A 24,228-nucleotide genomic window follows, 5' to 3' on the forward strand; every position below is an offset into this window, starting at 1 on the left:
CCTCCTGGTTACTCTGAAAAAGGAAGCCGGCTTGTTATTCAAACCGGCCTATTCAATTAAATAATTTCTAATTCCTTGCCTACTTTTTCATAAATAGAAATGGCATTGTCTAGCATTTCCTTTGTATGTGCCGCTGAAGGCATATTCCTTACGCGGCCAGTTCCACGGGGTACGGTAGGGAATACGATTGACTTAGCGTATACTCCCTCTTCGTACAGCCTTTTGCTAAACTCTTGCGTCTTGACTTCATCCCCTATGATACATGGGGTGATTGGAGTCTCGGAATGGCCAATGTCGAAACCAAGCTTTTGCAGTCCATCCTTCAGATAGTTCGCATTGTCCCATAGACGCTCGTTCAGTTCTGTACTGTCCATCAGGATTTCAATGGCTTTAATGCTGGCTGCAACATCGGCTGGAGTGAGCGAAGTCGAGAAAAGGAATGGACGGCTTCTTACTTTCAGCCAGTCGATTAAATTTTGTTTACCAGCTACATAGCCACCGACTACTCCAATAGCCTTTGATAAAGTCCCGATTTGGAAATCGACTTTATCTGAAAGGCCGAAATGCTTAACAGTTCCAGCACCTTCACCTAATACACCTGAACCATGTGCATCATCAACATATGTAATAAGGTCGAATTCTTCTGCGATTTCAACTATTTCCGGAAGTTTTGCGATGTCACCATCCATAGAGAACACGCCGTCAGTAATAACCATAATCTTATTGTATTGGCCTGAATCCTTCGCTTCTTTCGCTTTTGCGCGAAGGTCTTCCATGTCTGAGTGATTGAAGCGGATGATCTTTGCTCTGGATAAACGGCACCCATCAATGATTGATGCATGGTTCAATTCATCAGAAAGGATGGCATCATTTTTATCCATAACAGCTGAAATAGCAGCCATATTGCACATAAATCCTGATTGGTATGCAATCGCAGCTTCTGTTTTTTTGAATTTGGCCAGAATTTCCTCAAGTTCTATATGCAGCTTGAGGGTACCGTTAATTGTCCGTACTGCACCTGCTCCTACACCAAATTTGGCAATGGCTTCATCTGCAGTCTTTTTCAATCTCTCATCAGTAGCAAGTCCAAGGTAATTATTAGAGGAAAGATTGATCATCTCTTTCCCATTGATGGTTATAACTGGTCCATTAGGGCTTTCAAGCGGGTCTATTACATTATATAAACCCTTCCCTTTTAAATCCTCAAGGTTCTCATTTAAAAACTGATCCAATGTTTTACTAGACATCGTAAATCCCCTTTCTGCCGTCACATTTGGCATGTCATTATAATGGATACATCTGTCTTTTTGGAGAGGACAATTAATTTGTCTCTTTTTCCATATTTCATGTATGTTCACAAAATATACTTTATCATATTTATTTTATTTGTACATCTATGAAGGACAGAAAACGCTTTCTTTTTTCACTTGTTTATTTTCCCCTATATTTCGTCACAATGCATGATATTTTGTAAGTCTGGATTCTTATGGATTTGTACCTTCCATTAAAGAGGTAATCTCTAACTTTTTCATAATTCTTCCCTATGGAAAGCGAAGCGCCTGGAACGAAAATCAACAGCCTAGTTTAACAGTGCTTTTAAGTAAAAGCTTTCAAAAGTAGGTTTGAAAGCTTCTATTAGGGTATAGAAAAGGGAGCCAGTCTGCAGGCAAGCAGTTTGGCGGGGGCAGTGAAATTTGAGTTTTACATAATAATCACTTCCTCCTTATTTCATATAGAAATAGATACTGAATTATGGAGGCTACTTATATGAGTTACCCTTTGAATGTAACATCTGAAATTGGTGAGTTAAAATCGGTGGTCCTTCACCGGCCAGGAAAGGAAGTCGAAAACCTGACGCCCAAATACCTGGAACGTCTTCTTTTTGATGATATCCCTTATTTACCAGCAGTCCAGAGAGAACATGATTATTTCGCCGATGTATTAAGAAATCGGGGGGTTGAAGTTCTTTATTTGGAAAAATTAATGGAAGAAGCATTAAAAACCGATGAATTACAACAACAGTTCATCGATCAAGTATTGAATGAAAGCAAGAGCAATTTGAATGGCTCGAGACAAACAGTGGAAGAGTACCTTCATTCCCTTACAACTGATGAAATGATCCGAAAAGTCATGTCTGGTGTTCTTAAATCAGAAATCGAGCTAGAGAAAAAAGTTCATTTACATGAACTGCTCGATGACTACTATCCTTTCTTTCTGGATCCAATGCCAAACCTTTATTTTACACGGGACCCCGCAGCCGTGATTGGAAATGGTGTCTCTCTAAACAAGATGTGTGAAGGTGCAAGAAAAAGAGAATCGTTATTTATGGACTTTATCATGAAGCACCATCCACGGTTCTCCACTCATGAGATTCCTCATTGGTATGACCGTGATGAATATTATCCATTAGAAGGCGGAGACGAGCTGGTGCTCAGTCCTGAGGTAATTGCGATTGGGGTTAGTGCAAGGACGTCTGCACAGGCGATTGAAAAATTGGCGAAACGGATTTTTGCAAGGAACGGTACCATTAAAAAAGTAGTTGCGGTTGAAATTCCTAAATTAAGAGCTTATATGCATCTTGATACTGTATTTACAATGGTTGATCATGAGAAATTCACCATCCATCATGGAATTGAAGGCCCTAATGGAAATATGAAAATTTATATTCTCGAAAAAGGCATGGATCCTGACACTCTTAACATTTCCGAGCGCTCAAATCTGACACAAACACTAAAAGAAGTTCTTGGTCTACAGGAGCTCGTATTGATTCCATGCGGAGGCGGACATGAAATCGCAGCGGCCCGCGAGCAGTGGAACGACGGCTCCAATACTCTTGCGATTGCACCGGGTGTGGTCGTTACTTATGATCGTAATTATGTTTCGAATGACTTGTTGCGTAAAAATGGTGTGGAAGTCATTGAGATTCCTAGTTCGGAGCTATCAAGAGGACGTGGCGGCCCGCGTTGCATGAGCATGCCTATCTACCGAAAAGACTTGTAATTTAAAAAGCAGTCCTGGAATGAAGCGGGACTGCTTTGAATGTTAACTTAAAAATAAGTATAACTCTTGCACTATGATTAGTATCTAGCTCCAGCGCCTAACCCCTCGAGTCACTTGTCTAGTGTCGCCTCCTAGAAACTCCGAAACTTCAACTCCACCGGCAGAAGCAAAAAGCGCTTCTTTGTCGGAGTCTCCAGTTTCTGCGTTTCTGGGCAGTCGGCTATACTTTTCGGTTTCGGTCCGCCCAATGAAGTCAAAGAACGACTTCACTGGTCGGCCCTCCAGTGCTTTTCGGGGCTGACCAAGGCGCTTACGCTTTTATTTCTAGTTGGTCGCCAAATAGCTTTGCAGTTCTTTGATCAATTGCTCAGCTCCTTCTTTGCTTAAGACGATTCTTCCATCTGCCAGTGACATATTATCATTGCTGATTGTACCGGTTATGAGGCAAGTCAGATCTGGCTGGTATTTCTTCAGGATAATCATATCCTCATCAACAAAAATTTCAAGCGGATCACTTTCACCGATGCTCAGTTTTTTCCTAAGCTCCATCGGAATGACCACTCTGCCCAGCTGATCTGTTTTCCTCACAATTCCTGTAGCCTTCATAAAGCATCCTTCCCTTCTAAAAAAGTATGGGATGTGGATGTCAGTTCTTTGAATAAATTCTAGCCCAATACAATTATAGCAAAACAAGGCATTATTTTACATAATTAATGTGTCATTTTTAAGCAATCAGTGTTAGATCGTTACTATGATCAATATAGCTTCATCTGAGCATAAAATACCTTTGATATCGAATTAAAGAGTATTCCAACACAAAAAGGCTAAATTCTAAAATTAGAATTTAGCCCCCATTCTTATTTATGATGAAAAGGACATTTACCTTCTATTGGTTTGCTATCGTCTCCGATAAAATACATTTTCCATTCTCGATGATCTGGGTCGCCATAATGGCTTACATTAGGGTGCTTTGGCAGGTTGTCCCATTTCTCAACGCGCTCCCTCACCTTTTCCCGTGACATAATTCCGCCCTTTGACGTTCCTTCAAGTCCCTCGAAAATACGACGCGGCTGAAAACCAAGAACAAGACTATTCCCCAAGTCCCTAGTTTTCCGCTGTTTATAGGCCGGTGCATTTCCGAAAGCAAAAAATGGTTCGCCTGCAAACGAAAATGCCCATAAATGATGGTCAGGATCTTTTGGATAATCAGCATGCCATGGCTGCGTATCCTTTTCATGCAGGAACTGAAGTACATTCCAGAAGTATTCACGATAGTATTCAATTGTTTTCTCTTCCATTTCAGGTTCGACGAACACAAACAATCCATGTCTTATAAGAGGCTTGGAATCATCAAACAATGCAATGAATTCTTCAATAGCGCCGGGTAATTGTTCCCAATTGTCCCGGCTTATATAGGAATAACGGAGTTCTCCTTTTTTCTCGGCAGACATTCCAAAATAGCAAGGAAACTCCCGATTTGTGACTACATCCCGGAAATTTTTATATTCTCTTATCACCCATTCAGGGACAAGGTCTGGATTGACCATATCTTCCTTAGTAAACAAATAACTATTGGTAACTGCCATGTTTTACACCTCAATTTAGTTAGTCAGTTACCATTTACCCCTACTATCTATTCATAAACAAATTGGTTTCTGTCTTTATTTTTCACATACCTACATTATAAAAAAAATAAAAGCACGCAACCTCCGCGTGCTTTTACCTTAAATCATTGGCTGATTTCGTATACTTTTTTTCTTTTAATAAGTGGATTTCCATCCCAGAATACACGCTTTCCGCAGAGAGAATATGAAAAATCCAAACTTTAAAAAACAGCCAAATTATTCTACACCCTTGCTATGTGTTGTGGAAGAACTGTTATTCTTCAATAAAACCTTCAATCCTGATCCGATATCAGAAGCAAGAATATAATTCCTGTCGACAAACACTCCCCAAACATCACTTCTTTCAGGAACATATTGACCTACTTGAACAGGTTTCGCTGGATCTGTTATATCAACTGCATATACTCCCCCTGCATAGTGGGACAAGTACAATGTGTTACCATGGACTTTTGGGTCGTGGACTGTATTTGCGAATGTGACACCATCCTCGACGTTATCAACTAAATCAGTCTTGAACTCACTTAGCAATTTAGGATTTGTTTTATCTTTAATATCGAAAATCCTTGTGTAGCCATAGGATTGTTCATAACCTTCTTTAGTCGGGTTATAAACTTCCCTTGTCTCAATCAGAACATTTCCTCCTTTTGCAAGGGTTGCCGAGTGTGCGGATCCCTGCTGTTCGGAACCGAAATCTGTGCGTCCCAGGTATTCAGGGCTTTCTGGATTGCTGATGTCAAAAATGACTGTTCCCAAATCCCACATGGAGACATAGGCATACTTTCCAGTTTCATCTATCATCGTACTGTGATTGAATACTGGACGGGTTTTTCCGTCAGGAGAATTCCAATGGTATCCGTTAAAGTCGTCCGGAATTTCTTCAAGCATTCTTGGATCAAACTCCCATAGTTTTTGAGGGTTTGCAGGGTCGCTGACATCCACAACCTGGAAGTCCTTCTCCTCCCCATGGCTATAATAGTCTGCATAAGGGTTGGCAGCAAGCACGATTGCGCGGTTTCCCTGCATCGTTAAGTATAATTCATGTGTTCCATTTGTCTTTTTCGTAACTTCATAGAATCCAAGCTTTTTGGGTTCTGCAGGATTTGTAACGTCATAAAGCAAGAATCCGCCTTTTGAGTCAGGGTTATTACGGCTAAGCTGCTGTACGCTCACCACTGCTAGGTCTCCTTTAAACGATGGAGTGTTGACGCTTTTTACGATTACTTTTTCCTGCCAGGTTCCAGGGATATCATTATTGGCAAAAACAGCAACTTCTTCAGGGTTTGAAGGATCCTTCATATCAAACACCCTTACCCCGCCATTTCCACCATTTTTTGTGTGAGTTCCAAGATAGGCATATCCTTTATGTGCATAGACATCTGCAAAGCTGTTTTGCTTTCCGTCAGCTCTTACCGTTTCCATTTCAGGAGCGGCTGCTTCATGTAAGAATTGAAGGTTTTTGCTGCCCTCCATTACCGGGACAGAAACGTTGCTATATCCAGCCCTCTCTCCTTTTTCAATATTGACATCACCAAGTTCGTCGTGGGCAAGGACATTGAATGGGACTGAAGAGACCGTCAAGGCACCAGCTAGAATCAGACTAGATAACAACCGTTTTTTCATTTTATAAAACCTCCTTCTATGTATTGAATAACAATATAGCAGAGGTAGAAACTCGTCTTCAATTAATAAACTGTATATTTTGTAAATTCAGTTAATTTATCCTAATTAAGTAATTTTCTGCTAAGTCCATGGTAGTTGTTTCGGAAAACGAATTAGGTAATATGCCACAAAGCTGGCAGGAACAGTTTCCATATCTTCCAGCCTAGAAAACGCTGGTCGAAAACCAGAGATTTTAGTATGATTAAGAAATGTGATTGTACAATATTTGTTCTCTTAAAATAGATTAAAGCGAGGATTTTATCATGAGTTTATTGAATGTAGAAAATTTAAGCCACACATTTGGCGATCGTACCCTTTTTAAAGATGTTTCTTTTCGCTTGCTGGCAGAAGACCATGTTGGTCTTGTAGGAGCGAATGGTGTAGGAAAGTCGACTTTGATGAATATCATTACCGGGCAGTTGATACACGATTCCGGTAAAGTTGAATGGACTCCTGGCGTTGAGTACGGATATTTAGACCAGCATACTGTGCTGACACCAGGAAAAACAATCCGCGATGTATTGCGTGATGCCTTTCTTCCTCTCTTTAAGAAAGAAGAAGAACTGAATGAAGTCACAGCAAAAATGGCGGACGCAACACCTGAGGAGCTCGAAAAGCTACTTGAACAAATGGCTGAAATCCAGGATGCCTTAGATGCAGGAGGTTTCTACTCCCTTGATATGGAGGTAGAAGAAGCAGCAAGGGGTCTTGGTTTGGATGCAATCGGTATAGACCGCGATGTTTCTGCCTTGAGCGGCGGTCAGCGCACAAAAGTCCTGCTTGCAAAGCTTTTGCTAGAAAAACCAAAGGTTCTCCTGCTTGATGAGCCGACCAACTACCTTGATGTCGAGCATATCCAGTGGCTCACAAAATACCTGAAGGATTACCCTTATGCTTTTATCCTGATTTCACATGATACTGAATTCATGAACCCGGTTTCAAATGTTATTTTCCAGCTGGAATTTTCAAAGCTGACCCGCTATACTGCTACCTATGAAAAATTCCTGGAATTGGCTGAGATCAACAAGAATCAGCACATCAACGCCTATGAAAAACAGCAGGAATTCATCAAGAAACAAGAAGATTTCATAGCCAAAAATAAGGCGCGCTATTCGACAACAGGACGGGCAAAGAGCCGACAAAAGCAGCTTGACCGTATGGAACGGATTGACAGACCTGAAACAGCCGTCAAACCTACTTTTGAGTTCAAGGAATCACGCGCAAGCAGCCGTTATGTATTTGAAGGTACCGACTTTGAAATTGGATATACTCACCCGCTTCTCCCTAAATTGTCAGTTACGATCGAGCGCGGAGAAAAGATAGCGATTGTCGGAATGAATGGTGTCGGTAAATCGACCTTGTTGAAAACGATGCTTGGAAAAATCCCAGCGTTGAGCGGAAAAATCGAACGCGGCGACTTCCTCTACCCTTCCTACTTTGAACAGGAAGTGAAAGCAGGAAGCATAACGCCGATTGAGGATGTCTGGAGCGAATTCCCGGGCATGGATCAGCACCAAGTCCGCGCAGCATTGGCACGTGGCGGCCTGAAGAATGAACATATATCCCGTCCGTTGAACCAGCTTAGCGGCGGAGAGCAGGCGAAAGTCCGCCTGACAAAATTGCAGATGCACGAGAGCAACTGGCTGCTGTTCGACGAGCCTACCAACCACCTTGACATTTCTGCGAAAGCAGAATTAAAACGAGCATTGAAGGCTTATAAAGGGACGATCGTCCTCGTCAGCCACGAACCAGACTTTTACGAAGATTGGGTAACAAAAGTCTGGAATGTGGAAGAATGGGCTGAAAAGGCGAAATAGAAACATTAGGAACCTGACGGAGTTGGCCCGTCAGGTTTTCTTTTTACTAGAGTGCTAAATGGCTCTGTTAAAAATTTACTTGATATTAACCAATGCTTGGGCACCGAATAATCCTCCCCTCCCATAATATTCATATTAAATTTCTTCAAAATGTATTGAGTTATTCACTTGTTATTGATAAATTTTATAGAGTACATAAAATTTATTTATATGGGTGATAACAAATGAAAAAATGGCGACCATTATTAAGCTTATTGATGATTTTTACCCTTGCGGCTTGTTCTGACAATGGTACAGACGATGGACAAAAGGACACAAAAAAAGAAACGATAAAAATTGGGGCGATTCCTGACCAGAATGCAGCAGACTTGAACAGAAGCATGGAGGATTTTGCGAAGGACTTAGAAGAGAAGACAGGATTAGATGTGGAGTATGTCCCTTCTGTCGATTATTCGGCGCTTGTCACCGCCTTTGAACGCGGCGAAATCCAGCTTGCCTGGTTTGGCGGTCTTACTGGTGTGCAGGCCAGAAACTTAGTACCGGAAGCTGAGGCATTTGCACAAAGACCAATCGATGAAAAGTTTAAATCCGTATTTATTGCCCAAAGTGATGTTAAGATTGATAATCTGAAAGATTTAAAAGGAAAGTCATTTACTTTTGGCAGTGAAAGCTCGACTTCCGGACATTTAATGCCGCGCTACTTTTTGATGGAAGCTGGCATAGACCCAGAACAGGATCTTGATGGAAAGCCTAACTACTCCGGTTCACACGATAAAACATATAAGCTTGTGGAATCAGGTGCGTACCAGACAGGCGCATTAAATATTTCTGTATGGGAAGCAGCGGTGAAAGAAGGCAAAGTAGATGAATCAAAGGTAAACGTATTTTATACAACTCCTGAGTACTATGACTACAACTGGACATTAAATAAGATGGATGCAGATACCAAAGCTAAGCTCAAAGAGGCTATACTTTCAATGACTTCAGAAGATAATGAAATCATGGAATTACTGCAGACTGATAAATTCATAGAAACGAAGAATGAAAATTACGAAGCGATAGAAAAGGTTGCAAAGCAGCTCAAGATCATCAAGTAGGTGGATTTTATGCAAGAAGTCATAAGCCTTAATCAAATATCGAAAATCTATGAACGGAAGACCGCCCTATCTTCCCTCTCGCTTACTGTTAATAAAGGAGAACTAGTTGCCCTTATTGGCCCAAGCGGAGCAGGCAAGACCACATTGCTGAATATGCTGGCAGCAATCCTTTCGCCTAATCAGGGTGAAATCCTGATAGACGGCCGCCCTCTCTCTGATCTATTGGACCAGAAGATGAGAGCACAAAAAATCGGGATCATTCGCCAACAGTTTGACCTTGTTGGAGAGCTTCCGGTCATTCATAATGTGCTTGCTGGAAGGCTGTCTGAATGGGGCATTTTTAAATCGATTCTTTCCATGCTGATCCCCCAGGATAAGGAATATGCTCTCCAGGCTTTGAGCCGGGTAGGATTAACAGATAAATTATATGAAAAAACTTCTTCCCTCTCAGGCGGAGAACAACAACGGGTAGCGCTTGCCAGGCTCCTTGTCCAGAGTCCTGAGATTGTCTTGGCCGATGAGCCGGTTGCTTCACTGGATCCAGCTCGTGCAGAAGACGTGCTGGAGCTATTGGTTAAAATCGCTTTAGAAGAGAACCAAACACTTATCGCCAGCCTCCATTCCGTTGATTACGCAAGGAAATACTTCGATCGATTGGTAGCACTTAAAGATGGTGAACTCTTCTTCGACCTTCCCGCTTCCTCTGTGACTGATGAACATATCAAGAGCCTTTACAGACTAAAGGAGCTGTCTTGATATGGATAAAAGATGGTTGAGTTTTGAGCTCCATAAAAGAAAGATTCTAACACTGATCCTAACTTTAGCATTCATATTGAGCTTATTCTCTGTTGAATGGAATAGCAGCTTGATTCATAGCGGAGGATTCATAACAGCCAAGCAGATTGCGGCAGCTTTTTTCACACCTGATTTATCGGGTGACATCCTTTTATTAGCGCTGGAATCAAGCTGGACTACACTTTCTTATGCAGCTGCAGGTATGAGTCTGGCGATTATCATTGCATTTTTCTTTGGCATTCTCGCCTCGGGGGTTGTCCTATCGGAAGGGAAAGCAAAAAGGTATATCCGGCCTTTTTTTAGAGGGCAGCTCGGTTTCATGAGGGCGATTCATGAACTTGTTTGGGCCTGGTTATTCGTCGCCTCGATCGGACTCTCACCCTTTGCCGCGATTTTTGCACTGGCTATTCCCTACGGCGGCATTCTTGGCAGAATTTTTGCAGACATGCTTGAGGATATATCACAGGAACCGATTAAAGCTTTGGAAGTGGCAGGCGCTTCTAAACTGCAGACTTTATGGTATGGTTACTTGCCCATGGTGAGAGCGAGCATTACGAGTTATGCAATGTACCGATTTGAGTGCGCAGTCCGTTCTTCTGCCATTATGAGCTTCGTCGGTATCGGCGGGCTTGGGTATCAAATTCAGTTGAGCCTCGACGACCTTCATTATGATGAGGTCTGGACCTTCGTGTTCTTTTTAATCATCCTTGTCATCATGATCGATATCTGGAGCAATCAATTGAGAAAGAGGCTGGTCCAATGAAGAAACGGAGAATAAGCTTTGTAACTGTCTCTGTTTATGCTCTGCTGCTCCTGGCGGCGGGATCCTGGATATCCATATTCACTGTTGAAAAGGCAAGCTTGTCTTTACTGTTTTCAGAACAGAATCTTTTTTTATGCGGGCAAGTTCTTTAAAGGCCTATTGGGTATCGGAGAAGAAAGTCCTGCTTTTCTACATGCTGAAAATTGGAAAAACGCACTGAACCTGACGATCGAAACTTTGGTCATGAGTGTGATGGCAACTGGCTTCGCAACAATTACCGCACTCCTGACGGTTGTTCCCGCAGCACGGAATGTTGCCGACGGTTCTCTTACTCTGGCAAAGAAATGGCATGGATGGATTTCATTTGGTACGGTCCGCGCCGGTTATATATTTTCTCGGGCCGTTCCGGAGCTTGTTTGGGCGATGATCATTATTTTTATCTTTAAACCCGGAATATTGCCTGGAGCAATCGCACTCGCTCTTCATAATTACGGAATTCTTGGAAAGCTTTTTGCAGAGGTTATCGAAGATTTAGACTCAAGACCGATTCGAAATCTTTCTTCATCCGGAGCAGGCCGTTTTCAGCTCTTGCTGTATGGTGTGCTGCCAGCTGCTCTTCCTCGATTCTTGACATACATCCTTTACCGCTGGGAGGTCATCATGCGGACGACGATTGTTGTAGGGTTTGTTGGCGCAGGCGGGCTTGGACAGCAATTCAAGCTGAGCATGAGTTTTTTCCATTACACAGACATAACTCTCTTGCTATTTTTCTATCTTGCCCTGGTTTTTGCCGCTGACTACATTTCAGAAAAAGCGAGATTCTTTATAAAATAAATCCGGCCTGGACGAGGCCGGATTTTACATTACAATATATCAATCTTGTCCAGTCCATTTTCCAGGAAGTACTTTTCATAACGAGCTTTCAGCTGGAAAAGCCGATTGATTTTTTGTTCTATAGAAGCATTGATGCTGGTTTCGCGCTTTAAATCAATCGTTGCGAGCTTATGGGTTAGCTGGTCCCAAAATACGTCTTCCTCGTATTCATCTATAATCGCTTCAACTGTATTTTTAAGGTCCTCGGAAAGGTAATAATACTCTTCTTCCTTGTCATAATAAATCCCGTCACCAGCTTCAAAATCCCTTGCGAGCGAAAAAATGTATTGTTCAAGATCCTCCGCTTTACTCACCAGTTCCTTATTTGCTTCCGTCAACCCAAGCGGCCAATTTCCAAGCTGCATTAATTTCACGAGTGTTAAATATTGTTCTTTCGAAAGGTCAATTTTCATAAATAACCCCTCCCCTTTCATATGCTTGTTTCATATATATGAAAGAAAGATGGCTGGCTTTCCTAAATATAATTTCAATTAAGACCTTTTTGTTAACCAACCACTTCTACTATCCAGAACTTATGCTCCCAAAAATAAAAACGGCAAGCCGCTGTTCAAGGGCTTGCCGGAATCTATTTGAACCTAGTTGCTGATATTGATTGCTTCACCTAAAAGCTGAATATCTTTATAAATCTCATTTTTAAGTTCCTTATCCTCGCATTGTGCGTACTCATCAAATAAACGGCCAAGTTCCTTTATAAATAACAGATGTTCTTCGACTGCAACCATACAGAGACCCCTTTACACAGAAGATGACCAGTGGCTAATGCTGCGATTCTATTTCTGTTGACCAGAATATTTACCCTTTAAAACTTATATCAAACTACCAATTTCAATAATTATATGAAGGTACTGTCCACTATATGACAACCAGTTTGTTTAGTGGCCAATCCATTAAGGTATGTATTAAAAAGAGACATAAATATTTAGGGGGTAACCATATGTGGATTCAACGACCTTTTTTTAAATACGCAACAGGAACGATCCTGCTGCTTTTTATCATTTTCCTCTTTGGGAAAATTGACTACTTCGTTTGGCCGCTGCAAAATTTTATTATCGCCATTTTCTTTCCTGTTCTGATTTCAGGCCTTATCTATTATATATTGCGAAAACCAGTTCAATGGTTTAGTAGATACATGCCAAAAATAATCAGCATTCTGATTGTTTTTGCTCTGGTGGCAGTTTTATTTTCTGGTTTTCTTTATTTTGGAGGTTCCCAATTAGGAGAACAAGTCGGTAAAATAAATGAAAATTTCCCTCAAAAAGTAGATGAGATCACGGAAGAGTCGAAAAAAGTCATCAATGACAACCAGCTTGGATTTATTAACGCAGATGAAATCAAGCAAAGGGCATTAAATTATATGAGCAACATCCTACAAGATTTAGGAGAAAATCTTATGACGGTATTTTCGGTGATTACGAGTATCGCGACTGTTCTAGTTGTAGTTCCGTTTCTTGCGTTCTTCTTCTTAAAGGATGATGAAAAATTAAGGCCATATATACTAAAATTGATTCCTGAAGAACATGTGCAGGAAGGCAATAAAATCTTAAAAGATATAGATAAAACACTATTCACCTATGTAACAGGGCAATTCATCATCGCTCTTGTTGACGGGACGCTGATGTATATTGGATATAAAATCATCGGACTTGAATACGCCCTTATCCTTGCGATTTTCACGATGTTTTTAACAGTGGTTCCCTTTCTGGGGCCGATTATTGGTGTCATTCCAGCATTATTCGTTGCCCTCACAAACAGTCCGATGATGATGTTAAAGGTACTAATAGTCCTGGTTATCGTACAGCAGCTTGAAGGGAATCTCGTCACTCCACAGGTAATGGGGAAAAAGCTCAGCATCCACCCTATTACCGTCATCCTTTTGTTAATCGCGGCCGGCTCCTTATATGGTTTCGTAGGGATCCTGATCGCCATCCCCCTTTATTCTGTTGTAAAGATTATTATCAAGGATGTATGGAAATTTTATAAGCTTAGGGGAAAGAGGAACCTGATTACCCCTGATTCATAAACGAATCACAAAAGGCCAGCATCGAAGCTGGCCTTTTTTCTGCTTAATTAGTATTCTGTCCCCCATCCTCCAAGCCTTCCAGGATCAGGGGCCTTACTGTTGAATCAGTCAACAAGCCGCTATGGCTTACACCACTAATTTCAATATTTTCTGCACCCTCTATGATTGAACTTGTATAAGGATTAATGACTGTATCAGCACTGCTGTATATTGATGTGTATTGAATGGCCGCTGACGCGTCACTGCCATTCGGTGTTTCATCAACACTGTTTAATTCGTTCAGGAAAGTACTTCCGGGAACCATTTCTCTTGCACCTTCTGTCCACAACCCAAAATATGAAGAATTCGTTCCATGGTGAGGCGAACCTAATGTGACTACATCATCGACCTTTTGAGCACCCTCCAGGTATTTTACATAGTATCGGGTACTTAGCCCTCCCATACTGTGTGCTACTATATCCACTTTAGAAGCTTTCGTCTTGCGTAAGATGTTTTTTACGAACGATTGCAATTCATACGCATTGTCTACACTGCTTCCTGTAGTATTTGAATATTGAATAGCATAGAGGTAATCAGATGGCCATCCCTGGCTGATAAGCCATTGTTTCATGTTATCAAAACTGGAGGACGAGCCCGTAAAACCGTGGACAAAAACGACTGGATCCTTCTCAGAAGCAACAGGCACTCTTTTAGCCGCTTCAACAGTGGAAAAGAACGAAAGAAGAAAGACAAATGTAACAGCGATACTTATCCAACCCCTGAACTTGTTCATTAAAAACCTCCTAAAATTTTTATCTATTAATCTTATGGGAGCGCTTCCATAAAATTCCTACATCTTTTCAAATATTCACATTGCCACATAATCCAGTACCCACTTACCCAGTACAAATAATAGTTTTTACTCACTTTATTAAGTTGGGAAATTCTGAATAAAACTCCTTCTGTTTGGACATTCTATTTGCGATTCAAAAATGAGGAGGATTTGCCAATGAAACGAATTAGCGTACAGATGCTTATCCTGATTATGACCGTCCTTTTGTTCACTGGGTGCAATACATATACGGATGAGGGAACTTATCAGATAAATAATGATGGTGCACAAATCCAGAAGATCAACCAGGAGTACACCTCCAATTCATATAATCAAACATACAGGATGCATGTGGATGAAAATGCGGAGGAGCAGGTAGAAATGCTCAATGGAGTTCAAAGCGCAACCGTCATCACCGTACAGCGAAAAGCTTATGTGGCTATAGTTCTTGAAAACGGGGATACAAAGGGTATTCCGGGTGATTTAGAGAATAAAATTTCTCAACAAGTTAAAATAACCGATGAGTCAATTGCTGATGTTTATGTATCATCCAATGCGGATTTTGTTGTTGATATGACAGACTATAGGGAGCAGCTTCAGACAGGAAGACCGATCGTAGGGCTTACTGAAGATTTTAATGCTACAATAGAAAGAATTTTCCCTGGCACTCGCTAAACCTAGCTGGGTCCTGAGATTGAATAAGAGCATCGGGATATCCCGATGCTCTTATTGTGTTTAAGAAGGCATTTGTGTTCCTCCCCCGCTCTCACCATTCATAAGCACTTCATCAATCATTTTATCGAGCCTGATAATGCTTTGTTTTGCACGTTCATGTTCTATTTTCTTGTAATGGTGGTTTCCACCTTCTTCTTCGTCTTTTTCATCTGCCCATTTCACTACCTGCTGAAGCGGAGTACGGACAATATCATTTGAAGGCAAAAAGGAGTCTGTATGAAAAAGGATTGCAAGTGAAGTGGCTTTCGCCTGCACGGGGTTTTCACCCAATCGGATCAAGAGTTTATGCGCTCTCTCTGCTCCCTTAATTGGATGGATATCATTTTTACGATAGAGCTCATAGTCCCATTTGCCGTTCCTGTACCAGGTGAAATGGCCGATATCATGCAGGAAACCTGCTTTTGCGGCAATATCAACGTCTACATTATGCTCTCTGGCCAGATGGAATGCGTGGTAAGCAACAGCAATAGCATGGGCCATACCAGATCGCTTCAGATATTTCTGGGCAATCTGGTGTTCAAATACGTTCAAAAGAGTTACATCCCTCATTTCATAACCTCCTTAGCTGAGGTGATACCCTCATTTTTATGAATGTTAACAGAAATCATACAGAAATGCACTTTTTTGCTTTCTAACTTGCTTGAACCATACTTTATTACACAAATCCGTTTAGAAGCAGCAAAAATGATACAAAAGACAAAGCTGGCAAAAGATCAATCCTTTGCCAGCTTTTATCAATTCCAGTTTTTCAATTTCAAGAGCAGGTTATCTTTCAACTTTATAAGGAAGGTTTGCTCCCCCTTGCTTCCTTTTTGTTTATTCCATTCAATGAAGCTGGCAACACTGATCAGGATTGATCCGGCAATCAATAGGTAACCCCACCATGGCAGATTTCCCCAGAATGGTCTCGTTTGCATGACCACATTAAGGAGCAAAACGCCTGCTCCAACGAAGAAATAGGCTTTTACTCTAAGCCACATTCCTGCCAGCATGGAAATAAGCGACAGCGATCCAAGAATCAAGGCATCATAAACCGTATTGCTGTCCAGGCCATCCTGAATGAGCAAGAGCGAGACCATAACCAATACTGCCCATTGGATATAACTGGTGATTTGATTGCTTCTCTCTTTGAAAATAGACCTTGAAAATATTGCAAGAGCCACGAACGGAAGTACATATACCTCCCTTTCCAATAAGGCAGGGATTGTAAGCTGCTTTATGGCTGCATAATAAGGAACCAGCAGGTACGCACCTGCGATAAAGAGAATGACACTCACTCCCCTACCATGAACCCTGTTCCTTTGTATCCATAAACCTGAAGATATAAGGAGTCCATGGACAATTAGAGCCCAGAAGGTTTCGCCATTCATTAGTGCCACGGAAACAATGAACAAGAAGCCAGCTAATGAATAAGCATCCAGGCTTTGCAGTCCAAAAACTCCTCCCTTTTCCCAGAGATTCTTATAAATCCTTCTCCCTGAAAAAATAAGCAAAATACCAGATCCTGAAAGAATAGCCATATCCCAATAAACGTGAAGCTGTGCCAGGAGGATGATTTGGATTGTGCCGTAAAAGATCATCAATAACGGGATCATTGCAGCTAAATCCCATTTCACTCTATGAAGCAAAACCAATATCGCTGCTGCATAACCAATTGTTATTCCGAACAGCAACCAGCTATATGGATATGCTGAAAGGAAGCTTGCTACTCCTAACAGCGAAATCGGAACTAGGTAAAATAAAGTTCTTTGTTTGTAATTTGTGGATGACAATACCCAGAATACAGTCAACAAAATACTTGTCACCAGGAAGGCATAGTGGCCAGAATCCGTTTCTGTAAAATAACTGATACCTGTCTTGATCGCTAAGAATAACGTTGTGAATGCTGCGTATAATAGCGTTTTCACTTTCCATTCCCTTTTTACAAAGAAAATGCTTGCTGCATAGACTCCAGTGGCAATCACATAACTTAAAATCGCTTCCTCGCCATAAAGGATGAATTCAATAGCCATTATCGGAGCGAGGAATACATGGGCTATCCATGAATAAGCGACTGCGAGCCCTCTCTGGTTTTGAAAAAGTAAAGCAGCTGCTCCCAGCAATAACCAACCGCCTCCAGGGATAAGTAAAGACTCTATTGTCGCACTAAAATCCAATATCTCTTCATTAATTGAGTCTATTGAAATCAGGTACCAGACAAGGCTGACTACGCCGGATAGAAATGCGACCATTGAATCTCTTGTCACTTTATAAAGCAAAAGAGACATCAGGATTCCGCCAAACCAAATGAGCGATTCTCCGTAAATATTTGATATCGGAAATACGAATGTATAAAAGAGGCTTGCTGCATAGAAACCATTGCCAATTAAAAAAGCATTCCTCGCAAGAGTGGTTTCCTTAGTTTTGCGAAGGCCAATACTGACAACCAGTAAAAGAATTCCCGCAAGCGCTAAATTTCCTGGGATTCCAAGCAAATCGTTATAAAAGCTGGAATGAATCCGTATCTCCTCACCGGTCGAAGCGGCTGACAAGCCCAGTGCGATAGGCACTGCCCATTGAGCAATCAATGGCAAAAACGGCCTGTTATCGATTTTCATCATGACATACAAAGCATAGCCAGTCAGGGAGAACATCATCGCCAGTTCCCACCAGTCGAACATGGAAAAAGTAACAAGAATCATGAATAGCATGATCAACATTCCGACATCCCGCGAGCTGGTTTTAATAGTTTGCAGATAATTCATCTTGACCAGCCAGCCTGCAAGAATGAAGAGAATGAAACCAATGAAGTAAATAGGCAAAACAAGGTTTTCGAAACCGATATATTTTCCAATCTGCAAGACTGCTTCAAACATGGCGGCTGCAAGAAAAACCGGACTTAAATATTTAAAAATGATATTTTCATTGGTATTCGCAAGATAAATGAAGTTAGCTGAAATGATCAGGTAAGCTGCCATAAGAATAAAGGATGGATTTTCTGTATGAATCATCATCCCTTCGGCTGTGATGAATAGAAAAGCAAGTCCTGATATAACTGCACTAGTAACTTGGAAAGCCCTTTTTAAAGCGTAATTATTATCCAGGATCCTTGGAATAATCAGAAACACAAAACCAAGAAGTGCATAACCTATTGCACTTACCTCTGTAAATCTCCAATTTTCAAGAATTTGATATGCACCATAAATGAACATGGCACTGAAAACAAAATGATACTCTTTATGCCCATTCACGAAAATCATCGACAGATAGACAACAGCAGTCAATATCAAATTGAAGCCATTAAAAACATGATTTTCATAAAAGAAAAGCATTAATAAGGTAGACAGGACTAAGTTTGCCTGTGAATAAAGAGCAAGTTCCTTTGTGAATAACGGCAGCTGACCTTTCTTTTTAAACTGATGATAGGCCGCAATCAGAAGTGTATTGAATATAATCAAACCAAGGTAAAATCCGTCGGTTTCCAAGCCAATCGCCCTCAGCAGGTATGCTGCTGAAATGGATGTAGTAATTAAGGTAAACCACACAAATAACCTTGATGATAGCTTTTGCAAAAACGCATAAATCGGAATCAAAATACAACTGCTAATTGTTCCTAGTATGAACCGCCCTCCACCATAGAACGATAAGTAAGATCCTAGCAATTCAAACCAGCCTAGTGATAGGGTGAAAATCGGCAGGAAAAGACTGCCAAGGACAACGAACGCAAAGGCCGTCTTCTCGATTTTTATTATTTTGTAGCTTATATAGGCAATTCCGTAAAATAAAGCCGAAACAAGTGCTATTAAACCAGCCTTCATCCACGGAGCCATGCTTTCCCAGTTGCTTGTTGCTACGTACAACCCGCCAATCAATAGCATGATAACCCCAATATTCAGCGACCAGGAAATATTCCGTTCACGAATCTCTTCCGCTGTTTTCTTTGGCCTGATCTTTGCTGGGCGTGCTTTGGGTTGTTCCTTCATCGCAATCATTGCTGAAGGCTGGACTTCAAAGGCTGTTGAATCTTCCTTTCTGTTTCTGGTCGCCAACTCTTTTTCCTGCCGTTCTTGTGACAGCAAGTCAAGGAAATATTCATTATGGGCTTCTGACACACTTTTATATTCCTCTGCTGAAACATAGCCTAATTCTTTTAAATTATAGAGCTCATTACGGAAAATCCTGCGTCTTTCTTCTTTAGGAGCATGTTCCATTTTTATCCCCCAATCCCTCATTGATCCAATTTGGTTCGTTTAGTGTAATTTTACACCTTTTATAAATTAATTCAACATTCAAATCAAAAAAACCAAAAGTGATTTTTCGACAATTTCTATTCCAACATTGCGCATGCACCTATATAATAGGATAAGTGTGTTTACAGGCTGTTTGTCTTGGACAACCTGTCTTTCTTTCGCCATTCTGTTTCGTTTTATAAGTTTCAGAATTGAACGATTAAACCACTCTGGTAAAAACTAATTAATAGATTACGAGGTAAGAAGATGTCTGATTTATTATGGTTAATGTATTTAGGGTTTATGGGTACAACGGCAATTTGGTTTTTGATCAAGGGGAATTATAAAAACAATGTCACCAGGCTGGATTTTGTTATATCAATTATCACTTGGCTTGGTTTGTTCGGATATGTGACGGAAACAGAAATGCTAACCCCTTTAGTATGGAAAATCGTCTTCGTTTTTGGTCTCCTTTGGGATGTAATATTCACCATATTCTTTGCAGAGCGGTTTGCAGGGGATTTCGGCCTGGAAGAAGAGGAAGAACCCATGCGGCTTGCAGCTAAGCTGAGTGGATTGGTATTTGTATTGCCTCTATATTATGGGATATTCCAATATGCTTTTTAAAACGGCTTAGGCCGTTTTTTTGTTGCTATTTCAAAGTTATTTTAAAATAATTACCTTGTTTTTTAATATAATAATCGGCAATCCAGAGGGTGGAACAGCATAAAACAGCGGTGTTTCTCTAATTAATTAGTACCAGGTACTATTAGTATTGTTGGTGTATTCCTCAGGAGGACACTTCGTTTTTTAGCTAAAAATAAAAAAGAGGATAAAACCTTTACTGGTTCTATCCTCGGAATAATTATGGATTTGTTGACCACATACCAGCTGTCTTGATGAAGACGCGGCGGTTCAATTTTAATTGTGCTACCATTAACTCAGCCAGATCTTCGGGCTGCATGACTTTATCCGGATTGCCATCTGTTAAATTCGTCTCAATGGCCAGATCAGTCGCTACGGTACTTGGAGTAAGCGCGCTGACACGGATATTATGCTTTCGAACTTCAAGCATTAGCGATTCAGTCAACCCTAGTACTCCGAATTTTGATGCGCTATAGGCACTTGTTACCGGTGCTCCCTTTTGGCCTGCAGTTGACGCAACATTGATTATGTCACCTGTATTCCGCTCAATCATTCCTGGCAGGACTGCACGAGTCACATAGTATGTTCCCATCAAGTTGACCTGGATGATTTTTTCCCACTCCTGTGGCTCCAGATCAAGAAAGCCGCCGAATTTTGCGATTCCAGCATTGTTAATCAGGATATCTACAGGCCCCAGTTCCTCTGTAATATGCTCGACAGCGTGCTGTACAGATTCCATATCAGATACATCCGCTACAGCTCCTGATACATTTACCCCATATTCCTCTATTTCAGAAGTAACCTTCTCCAGATTGGCAAGTGTCAGCCCGATCATGCCAATATTAACACCTTCTTTTGCTAGTGCAATTGCTGCAGCACGGCCGATGCCTCTGCCAGCACCAGTAATTAACGCCGTTTTTCCTTTTAATGATTCCATATGATGACTCCTTTCAATTATGTAGTCAAGGGTTAATTATAGAAAATCTTTTGGGTGAAAACAAATCATGTGACTCTTATTAGCAGGGAAAGCGATTTGGTCAGCCTTGGCGATTAAAATAACTACACAAAAAAACCAACAGTAAAGATTACTGCTGGTCTGCACATTATAATGGCAGCAATGCCACCGTCTCTTTATTTTTAAGCTGTTCTACCATCTTAATCCACTTCTCCGGCTTGTTTTCGAGCACAGAATAATAAGTGGTAAGAAAATCTGTGATCAAGGCTGCAGGAAGCTCATGAGTATTCTCATCTGTTGGCATGAAGCATAAATCAAGTCCCTCTACCGCTTCTCCGTCATTCTCCCAGGAAGGGTGAACGTATTCCATATCAAGTCGCTTATAACCGAGATGAGATAATACTTCGCGTCTCACAAACGGATCCATTGTTTTTACTCCGCCAAAATCATGGTCCATCTTTCGATATGGGTCATAGATTTCGGCAAACATCCCAAATAACTCTACGCCTTTTTCGCCAGCAAGGCTTTGCAGGTCTTCCATTCTTTTATTTGCAAGGAAATGCCCAAGGCTGAGGCCTGGCTTCCCAACAATGGTGAAATCCGTCATTGCGATATTCCAGTCTGGATAGTATCGGTATTCAGTTACACCAACTACCTCATCCTCATGGACAGCAACAAAAACTCTGATGCCAGGATCCTCTAGCGGCTCTTTCCATAAATCGAACTCCAGTACCTCTTCAGGCGGAAAGACTTCCTTCATTAAGTTATGGAGTTTAGTAAAAAGCGGATCCCCGATACTGTTAACGCGAATATAATCCATGAAGATTCTCCTTATCACTTTATATTTTTTCTGTCTGTTCCCAGTCTGGATAAAGATCAGTTCGGCGGTCGCGCCATGTAGTGACTGAACCTCGCTCACGCACTTCGTATAATAGTTCCAAATCAAGGTCGGCGGTTACAATCATGTCATCATTAAGTTCACCTTCGGCCTGAAGGCCTCTCGGAGGGAACGGGATATCATTAGGCGTAATCACAGCTGCCTGGCCAAAGTTAGCGCGCATAAAGTCGACGGTTGGCAATGCGCCTACTGTCCCAGTCAAAACGACATAGACCTGGTTTTCAATCGCTCGTGCATGACTGGTATAGCGGACACGATGGAAACCATGGCGATCATCTGTACAGGATGGAACAAAAATGACGTCGGCACCTTTCGCCTTAGCCATCCTGACGATTTCAGGAAACTCAATATCATAGCAAGTCAGAATTGCGATTCTCCCCTTTTCTGTATCAAATACCCTGAAATCCTCACCTGCACTCATATTCCATTCATTCACCTCAGTTGGTGTGATATGAAGCTTCGCCTGCTCAACGATTCTGCCATCCGGGTAAAACATGTGCGCGACATTATAGAGCTTTCCTTCACGTGCAATGACATGTGTTCCGCCGATAATGTGCATGCCTGTTTCCAGGGCAAAGTTCTGGAACAGGTTTAAGTACTGTTCGGTAAAACCGGGAAGTTCATTGATGGTCAGCCTCGTACCCTGCTCACTGCCTATTGATAATAATTGAGTAGTAAAGAACTCAGGAAACAAAACAAATTCTGATCCATACTCCTGTGCTGTTTTTACATAATGCTCACATTGCAAAGCAAACTCTTCGAACGACCTGATTGTGTGAAGATGATACTGGACTGCTGAAACTCTCATTTTCATCCATCATTCCCCCTGAATCTATAAAAATTACATTTTGACTTCAAAATTTCAGAAATACGAAAATCATTATATAGCATTTTACTTTTTATGAATACATTTTTCATTAAAATTGGGCAAGAAATTTACCATCTGTTAGAAGCTTTCCCAGCCAGCGAAAAAAATAGTTCCTTTCATCATTCGATTAGATTATAATCTAATTAGATTGATATATAATCATTTGATGGAGGACACTATGTTTAAAACATTCAGCCTGGAGAAATCTTACCGGAAACTATTCTTCGCTGGCATCATTAATGGCATTGGTGACCGGTTCAGCCAGGTTGCGCTGCTGGCACTCATTTTGCAAATGACTGGTTCTGGCCTCTCTGTCGGAATCACAATGGCTCTCAGGATGATTCCATTTTTATTCTTCAGCCCTTTGAGCAGCAGCCTTGGAAAAAAATTCGGAAGAAAAACAATCATGATAATTACCGACTTAGCCAGAGCGGTCATAGCATTATCTTTTCTAGCGGTCGATCATCCTGACGATATGTGGATTGTCTATGCGGCCTCTTTCCTGTTGGCCTCTGGAGAAGCCATCTACTCACCCATTAGAAAATCAAGCATCCCTGCCATGGTTTCCTCGAAATCACTAAAAGATATAAATGGCTGGGAACAAGTATTAATTGGATTTGTATTAGTAATTGGAGCATTAAGTGGGGGGATCGTCTCATATTTTCTAGGCCCGAAAGCAGCATTTCTGCTAAATATTATATCCTTCCTTGCCGCTGGCTGGATTTTATCGACACTGCCTTCCCTTGAGGCTACGAAAGAAAACGACTTGATCACTAAACCAAATCTTGAAAAGTATCCTGAATTGCTGCCCGTTATTGCGGCTTCCTCTTTCCTGATGTTGTTAATGATGTTCGAACTTATTATCCCTCTTATTAATGGGATTGAGAACGTGTTAATAAGCGTGTATGCTGTTGAGACGTTTGAAAAAGCTGACTTGGGAGTGGGCATCTTTTACAGTGTTCTGGGACTGGGGTTGATTATCAGCCCATTATTAACAAGGATGATCCACAATAGATTTCTATTATTTTCTTTTATATGTATTATTGGCGAAGGATTGTTCTTGACGACGATAAGTCAGACAAAATCCTTTTGGCTCGCCGCTGCATTATTTGGCTTGACCGCAGTGTTCAGCGGAGTCGGCAACACACTTCTCGACACGGTGACAATGGATACTATCCCTTCAAAATGGCACGGAATGTACTTCGGGATCACCACTATGCTGTCCAATACTTTCATCGGTTTCTCAATGTTCTTTACAGGCTTAGCGCTGGAATGGTTCAACCCAAGATTGGTAGGGATGTTCGGCGGGATCATGTATATTGCTTTCGGAATCTTGTTCTTAATGTGCTCTCTAAAATATAACGTTGATCAGGAGAAAGTAAAATTAGCGCAAAAGTCTCTGTAAAAAAAAGCTCCATCGTTCTGCAGACGATGGAGC

Annotated in this window: 23 protein-coding genes; 10 read left to right on the top strand and 13 right to left on the bottom strand. The window is 41.3% G+C overall.

Going from position 1 to position 24,228, the window contains the following annotated elements:
* Positions 1–56: 56 nt before the first annotated feature.
* Positions 57–1,247, bottom strand: a complete 1,191-nt coding sequence (locus tag FOF60_RS13230) for a glycine C-acetyltransferase (RefSeq protein ID WP_192472364.1) — start codon at positions 1,245–1,247, stop codon at positions 57–59.
* A gap of 520 nt (positions 1,248–1,767) precedes the next feature.
* On the opposite strand from FOF60_RS13230, the gene arcA reads away from it, so the two are divergent.
* Positions 1,768–3,000: an arginine deiminase gene (arcA, locus tag FOF60_RS13235; RefSeq protein WP_192472365.1), complete on the top strand. Its 1,233-nt coding sequence runs from the start codon at positions 1,768–1,770 to the stop codon at positions 2,998–3,000.
* Between the two features lie 84 nt (positions 3,001–3,084).
* Here arcA and FOF60_RS13240 read toward each other — a convergent pair whose 3' ends face one another.
* The 4 genes from FOF60_RS13240 to FOF60_RS13255 all read right to left on the bottom strand — a co-directional run bounded on the left by FOF60_RS13240 (position 3,085) and on the right by FOF60_RS13255 (position 6,245).
* On the bottom strand, positions 3,085–3,270 hold the full coding sequence (locus tag FOF60_RS13240; RefSeq protein ID WP_264647555.1) for a hypothetical protein: 186 nt from the start codon (positions 3,268–3,270) through the stop codon (positions 3,085–3,087).
* Positions 3,271–3,324: 54 nt separating this feature from the next.
* Positions 3,325–3,606, bottom strand: coding sequence for an AbrB/MazE/SpoVT family DNA-binding domain-containing protein (locus FOF60_RS13245; protein WP_192472366.1), 282 nt, complete (start codon positions 3,604–3,606; stop codon positions 3,325–3,327).
* A 251-nt stretch (positions 3,607–3,857) separates the two neighbouring features.
* Positions 3,858–4,586 (bottom strand): YqcI/YcgG family protein, encoded by a 729-nt coding sequence (locus FOF60_RS13250; RefSeq protein ID WP_192472367.1) that lies wholly within the window; start codon positions 4,584–4,586, stop codon positions 3,858–3,860.
* 255 nt (positions 4,587–4,841) lie between these two features.
* Positions 4,842–6,245 carry an LVIVD repeat-containing protein gene (locus tag FOF60_RS13255; RefSeq protein ID WP_192472368.1) on the bottom strand — a complete coding sequence of 468 codons (1,404 nt, stop codon included), beginning with the start codon at positions 6,243–6,245 and terminating at the stop codon, positions 4,842–4,844.
* A 302-nt stretch (positions 6,246–6,547) separates the two neighbouring features.
* Between FOF60_RS13255 and FOF60_RS13260 the strand changes: the two genes are divergently transcribed.
* From FOF60_RS13260 to FOF60_RS13280, 5 genes are all read left to right on the top strand, one after another.
* Complete coding sequence (locus FOF60_RS13260; RefSeq protein ID WP_192472369.1) at positions 6,548–8,101, top strand: ABC-F family ATP-binding cassette domain-containing protein; 1,554 nt, start codon at positions 6,548–6,550, stop codon at positions 8,099–8,101.
* 224 nt (positions 8,102–8,325) lie between these two features.
* A complete protein-coding gene (locus FOF60_RS13265) occupies positions 8,326–9,198 on the top strand; it encodes a putative selenate ABC transporter substrate-binding protein (RefSeq protein ID WP_192472370.1) in 873 nt (290 codons plus the stop codon).
* Positions 9,199–9,207: 9 nt separating this feature from the next.
* On the top strand, positions 9,208–9,954 hold the full coding sequence (locus FOF60_RS13270; RefSeq protein WP_192472371.1) for a phosphonate ABC transporter ATP-binding protein: 747 nt from the start codon (positions 9,208–9,210) through the stop codon (positions 9,952–9,954).
* A gap of 1 nt (position 9,955) precedes the next feature.
* Entirely contained in the window at positions 9,956–10,756 is an 801-nt protein-coding gene (locus FOF60_RS13275; RefSeq protein WP_192472372.1) for a PhnE/PtxC family ABC transporter permease, read from the top strand.
* 159 nt (positions 10,757–10,915) lie between these two features.
* On the top strand, positions 10,916–11,590 hold the full coding sequence (locus FOF60_RS13280) for a PhnE/PtxC family ABC transporter permease (RefSeq protein ID WP_264647556.1): 675 nt from the start codon (positions 10,916–10,918) through the stop codon (positions 11,588–11,590).
* Between the two features lie 29 nt (positions 11,591–11,619).
* On the opposite strand, the gene FOF60_RS13285 is transcribed toward FOF60_RS13280, so the two are convergent.
* Both FOF60_RS13285 and FOF60_RS13290 read right to left on the bottom strand, forming a co-directional pair.
* Positions 11,620–12,042 (bottom strand): hypothetical protein, encoded by a 423-nt coding sequence (locus tag FOF60_RS13285; RefSeq protein ID WP_192472374.1) that lies wholly within the window; start codon positions 12,040–12,042, stop codon positions 11,620–11,622.
* 183 nt (positions 12,043–12,225) lie between these two features.
* Positions 12,226–12,372: a hypothetical protein gene (locus FOF60_RS13290; RefSeq protein ID WP_167830874.1), complete on the bottom strand. Its 147-nt coding sequence runs from the start codon at positions 12,370–12,372 to the stop codon at positions 12,226–12,228.
* Positions 12,373–12,584: 212 nt separating this feature from the next.
* Here FOF60_RS13290 and FOF60_RS13295 point away from each other — a divergent pair, with 212 nt between their 5' ends.
* On the top strand, positions 12,585–13,670 hold the full coding sequence (locus FOF60_RS13295) for an AI-2E family transporter (RefSeq protein ID WP_192472375.1): 1,086 nt from the start codon (positions 12,585–12,587) through the stop codon (positions 13,668–13,670).
* Between the two features lie 43 nt (positions 13,671–13,713).
* Here the strand turns inward: FOF60_RS13295 and FOF60_RS13300 are convergent, their stop codons facing one another.
* Positions 13,714–14,442, bottom strand: a complete 729-nt coding sequence (locus tag FOF60_RS13300) for an esterase/lipase family protein (RefSeq protein WP_192472376.1) — start codon at positions 14,440–14,442, stop codon at positions 13,714–13,716.
* A gap of 216 nt (positions 14,443–14,658) precedes the next feature.
* Here FOF60_RS13300 and FOF60_RS13305 point away from each other — a divergent pair, with 216 nt between their 5' ends.
* The gene (locus FOF60_RS13305; protein ID WP_192472377.1) at positions 14,659–15,156 is read left to right on the top strand and encodes a YhcN/YlaJ family sporulation lipoprotein; all 498 of its coding nucleotides are present in this window, start codon (positions 14,659–14,661) and stop codon (positions 15,154–15,156) included.
* Positions 15,157–15,216: 60 nt separating this feature from the next.
* On the opposite strand, the gene FOF60_RS13310 is transcribed toward FOF60_RS13305, so the two are convergent.
* A complete protein-coding gene (locus FOF60_RS13310; RefSeq protein ID WP_192472378.1) occupies positions 15,217–15,765 on the bottom strand; it encodes an HD domain-containing protein in 549 nt (182 codons plus the stop codon).
* 185 nt (positions 15,766–15,950) lie between these two features.
* A complete protein-coding gene (locus FOF60_RS13315; RefSeq protein ID WP_264647557.1) occupies positions 15,951–19,406 on the bottom strand; it encodes an SCO7613 C-terminal domain-containing membrane protein in 3,456 nt (1,151 codons plus the stop codon).
* 285 nt (positions 19,407–19,691) lie between these two features.
* On the opposite strand from FOF60_RS13315, the gene FOF60_RS13320 reads away from it, so the two are divergent.
* Entirely contained in the window at positions 19,692–20,051 is a 360-nt protein-coding gene (locus FOF60_RS13320) for a hypothetical protein (protein WP_192472395.1), read from the top strand.
* Between the two features lie 238 nt (positions 20,052–20,289).
* Here FOF60_RS13320 and FOF60_RS13325 read toward each other — a convergent pair whose 3' ends face one another.
* The 3 genes from FOF60_RS13325 to FOF60_RS13335 all read right to left on the bottom strand — a co-directional run bounded on the left by FOF60_RS13325 (position 20,290) and on the right by FOF60_RS13335 (position 22,736).
* Positions 20,290–21,006: a 3-ketoacyl-ACP reductase gene (locus FOF60_RS13325; protein WP_192472380.1), complete on the bottom strand. Its 717-nt coding sequence runs from the start codon at positions 21,004–21,006 to the stop codon at positions 20,290–20,292.
* A 166-nt stretch (positions 21,007–21,172) separates the two neighbouring features.
* Positions 21,173–21,844, bottom strand: coding sequence for a GNAT family N-acetyltransferase (locus tag FOF60_RS13330; protein WP_192472381.1), 672 nt, complete (start codon positions 21,842–21,844; stop codon positions 21,173–21,175).
* A gap of 19 nt (positions 21,845–21,863) precedes the next feature.
* Positions 21,864–22,736, bottom strand: a complete 873-nt coding sequence (locus FOF60_RS13335; protein ID WP_192472382.1) for a carbon-nitrogen hydrolase family protein — start codon at positions 22,734–22,736, stop codon at positions 21,864–21,866.
* 232 nt (positions 22,737–22,968) lie between these two features.
* Between FOF60_RS13335 and FOF60_RS13340 the strand changes: the two genes are divergently transcribed.
* Positions 22,969–24,195 (top strand): MFS transporter, encoded by a 1,227-nt coding sequence (locus FOF60_RS13340; protein ID WP_192472383.1) that lies wholly within the window; start codon positions 22,969–22,971, stop codon positions 24,193–24,195.
* The last annotated feature ends 33 nt before the right edge of the window (positions 24,196–24,228 follow it).

Origin of the sequence: Mesobacillus jeotgali, from assembly GCF_014856545.2 — a bacterium.
Classification (GTDB): Bacteria; Bacillota; Bacilli; order Bacillales; family Cytobacillaceae; genus Mesobacillus.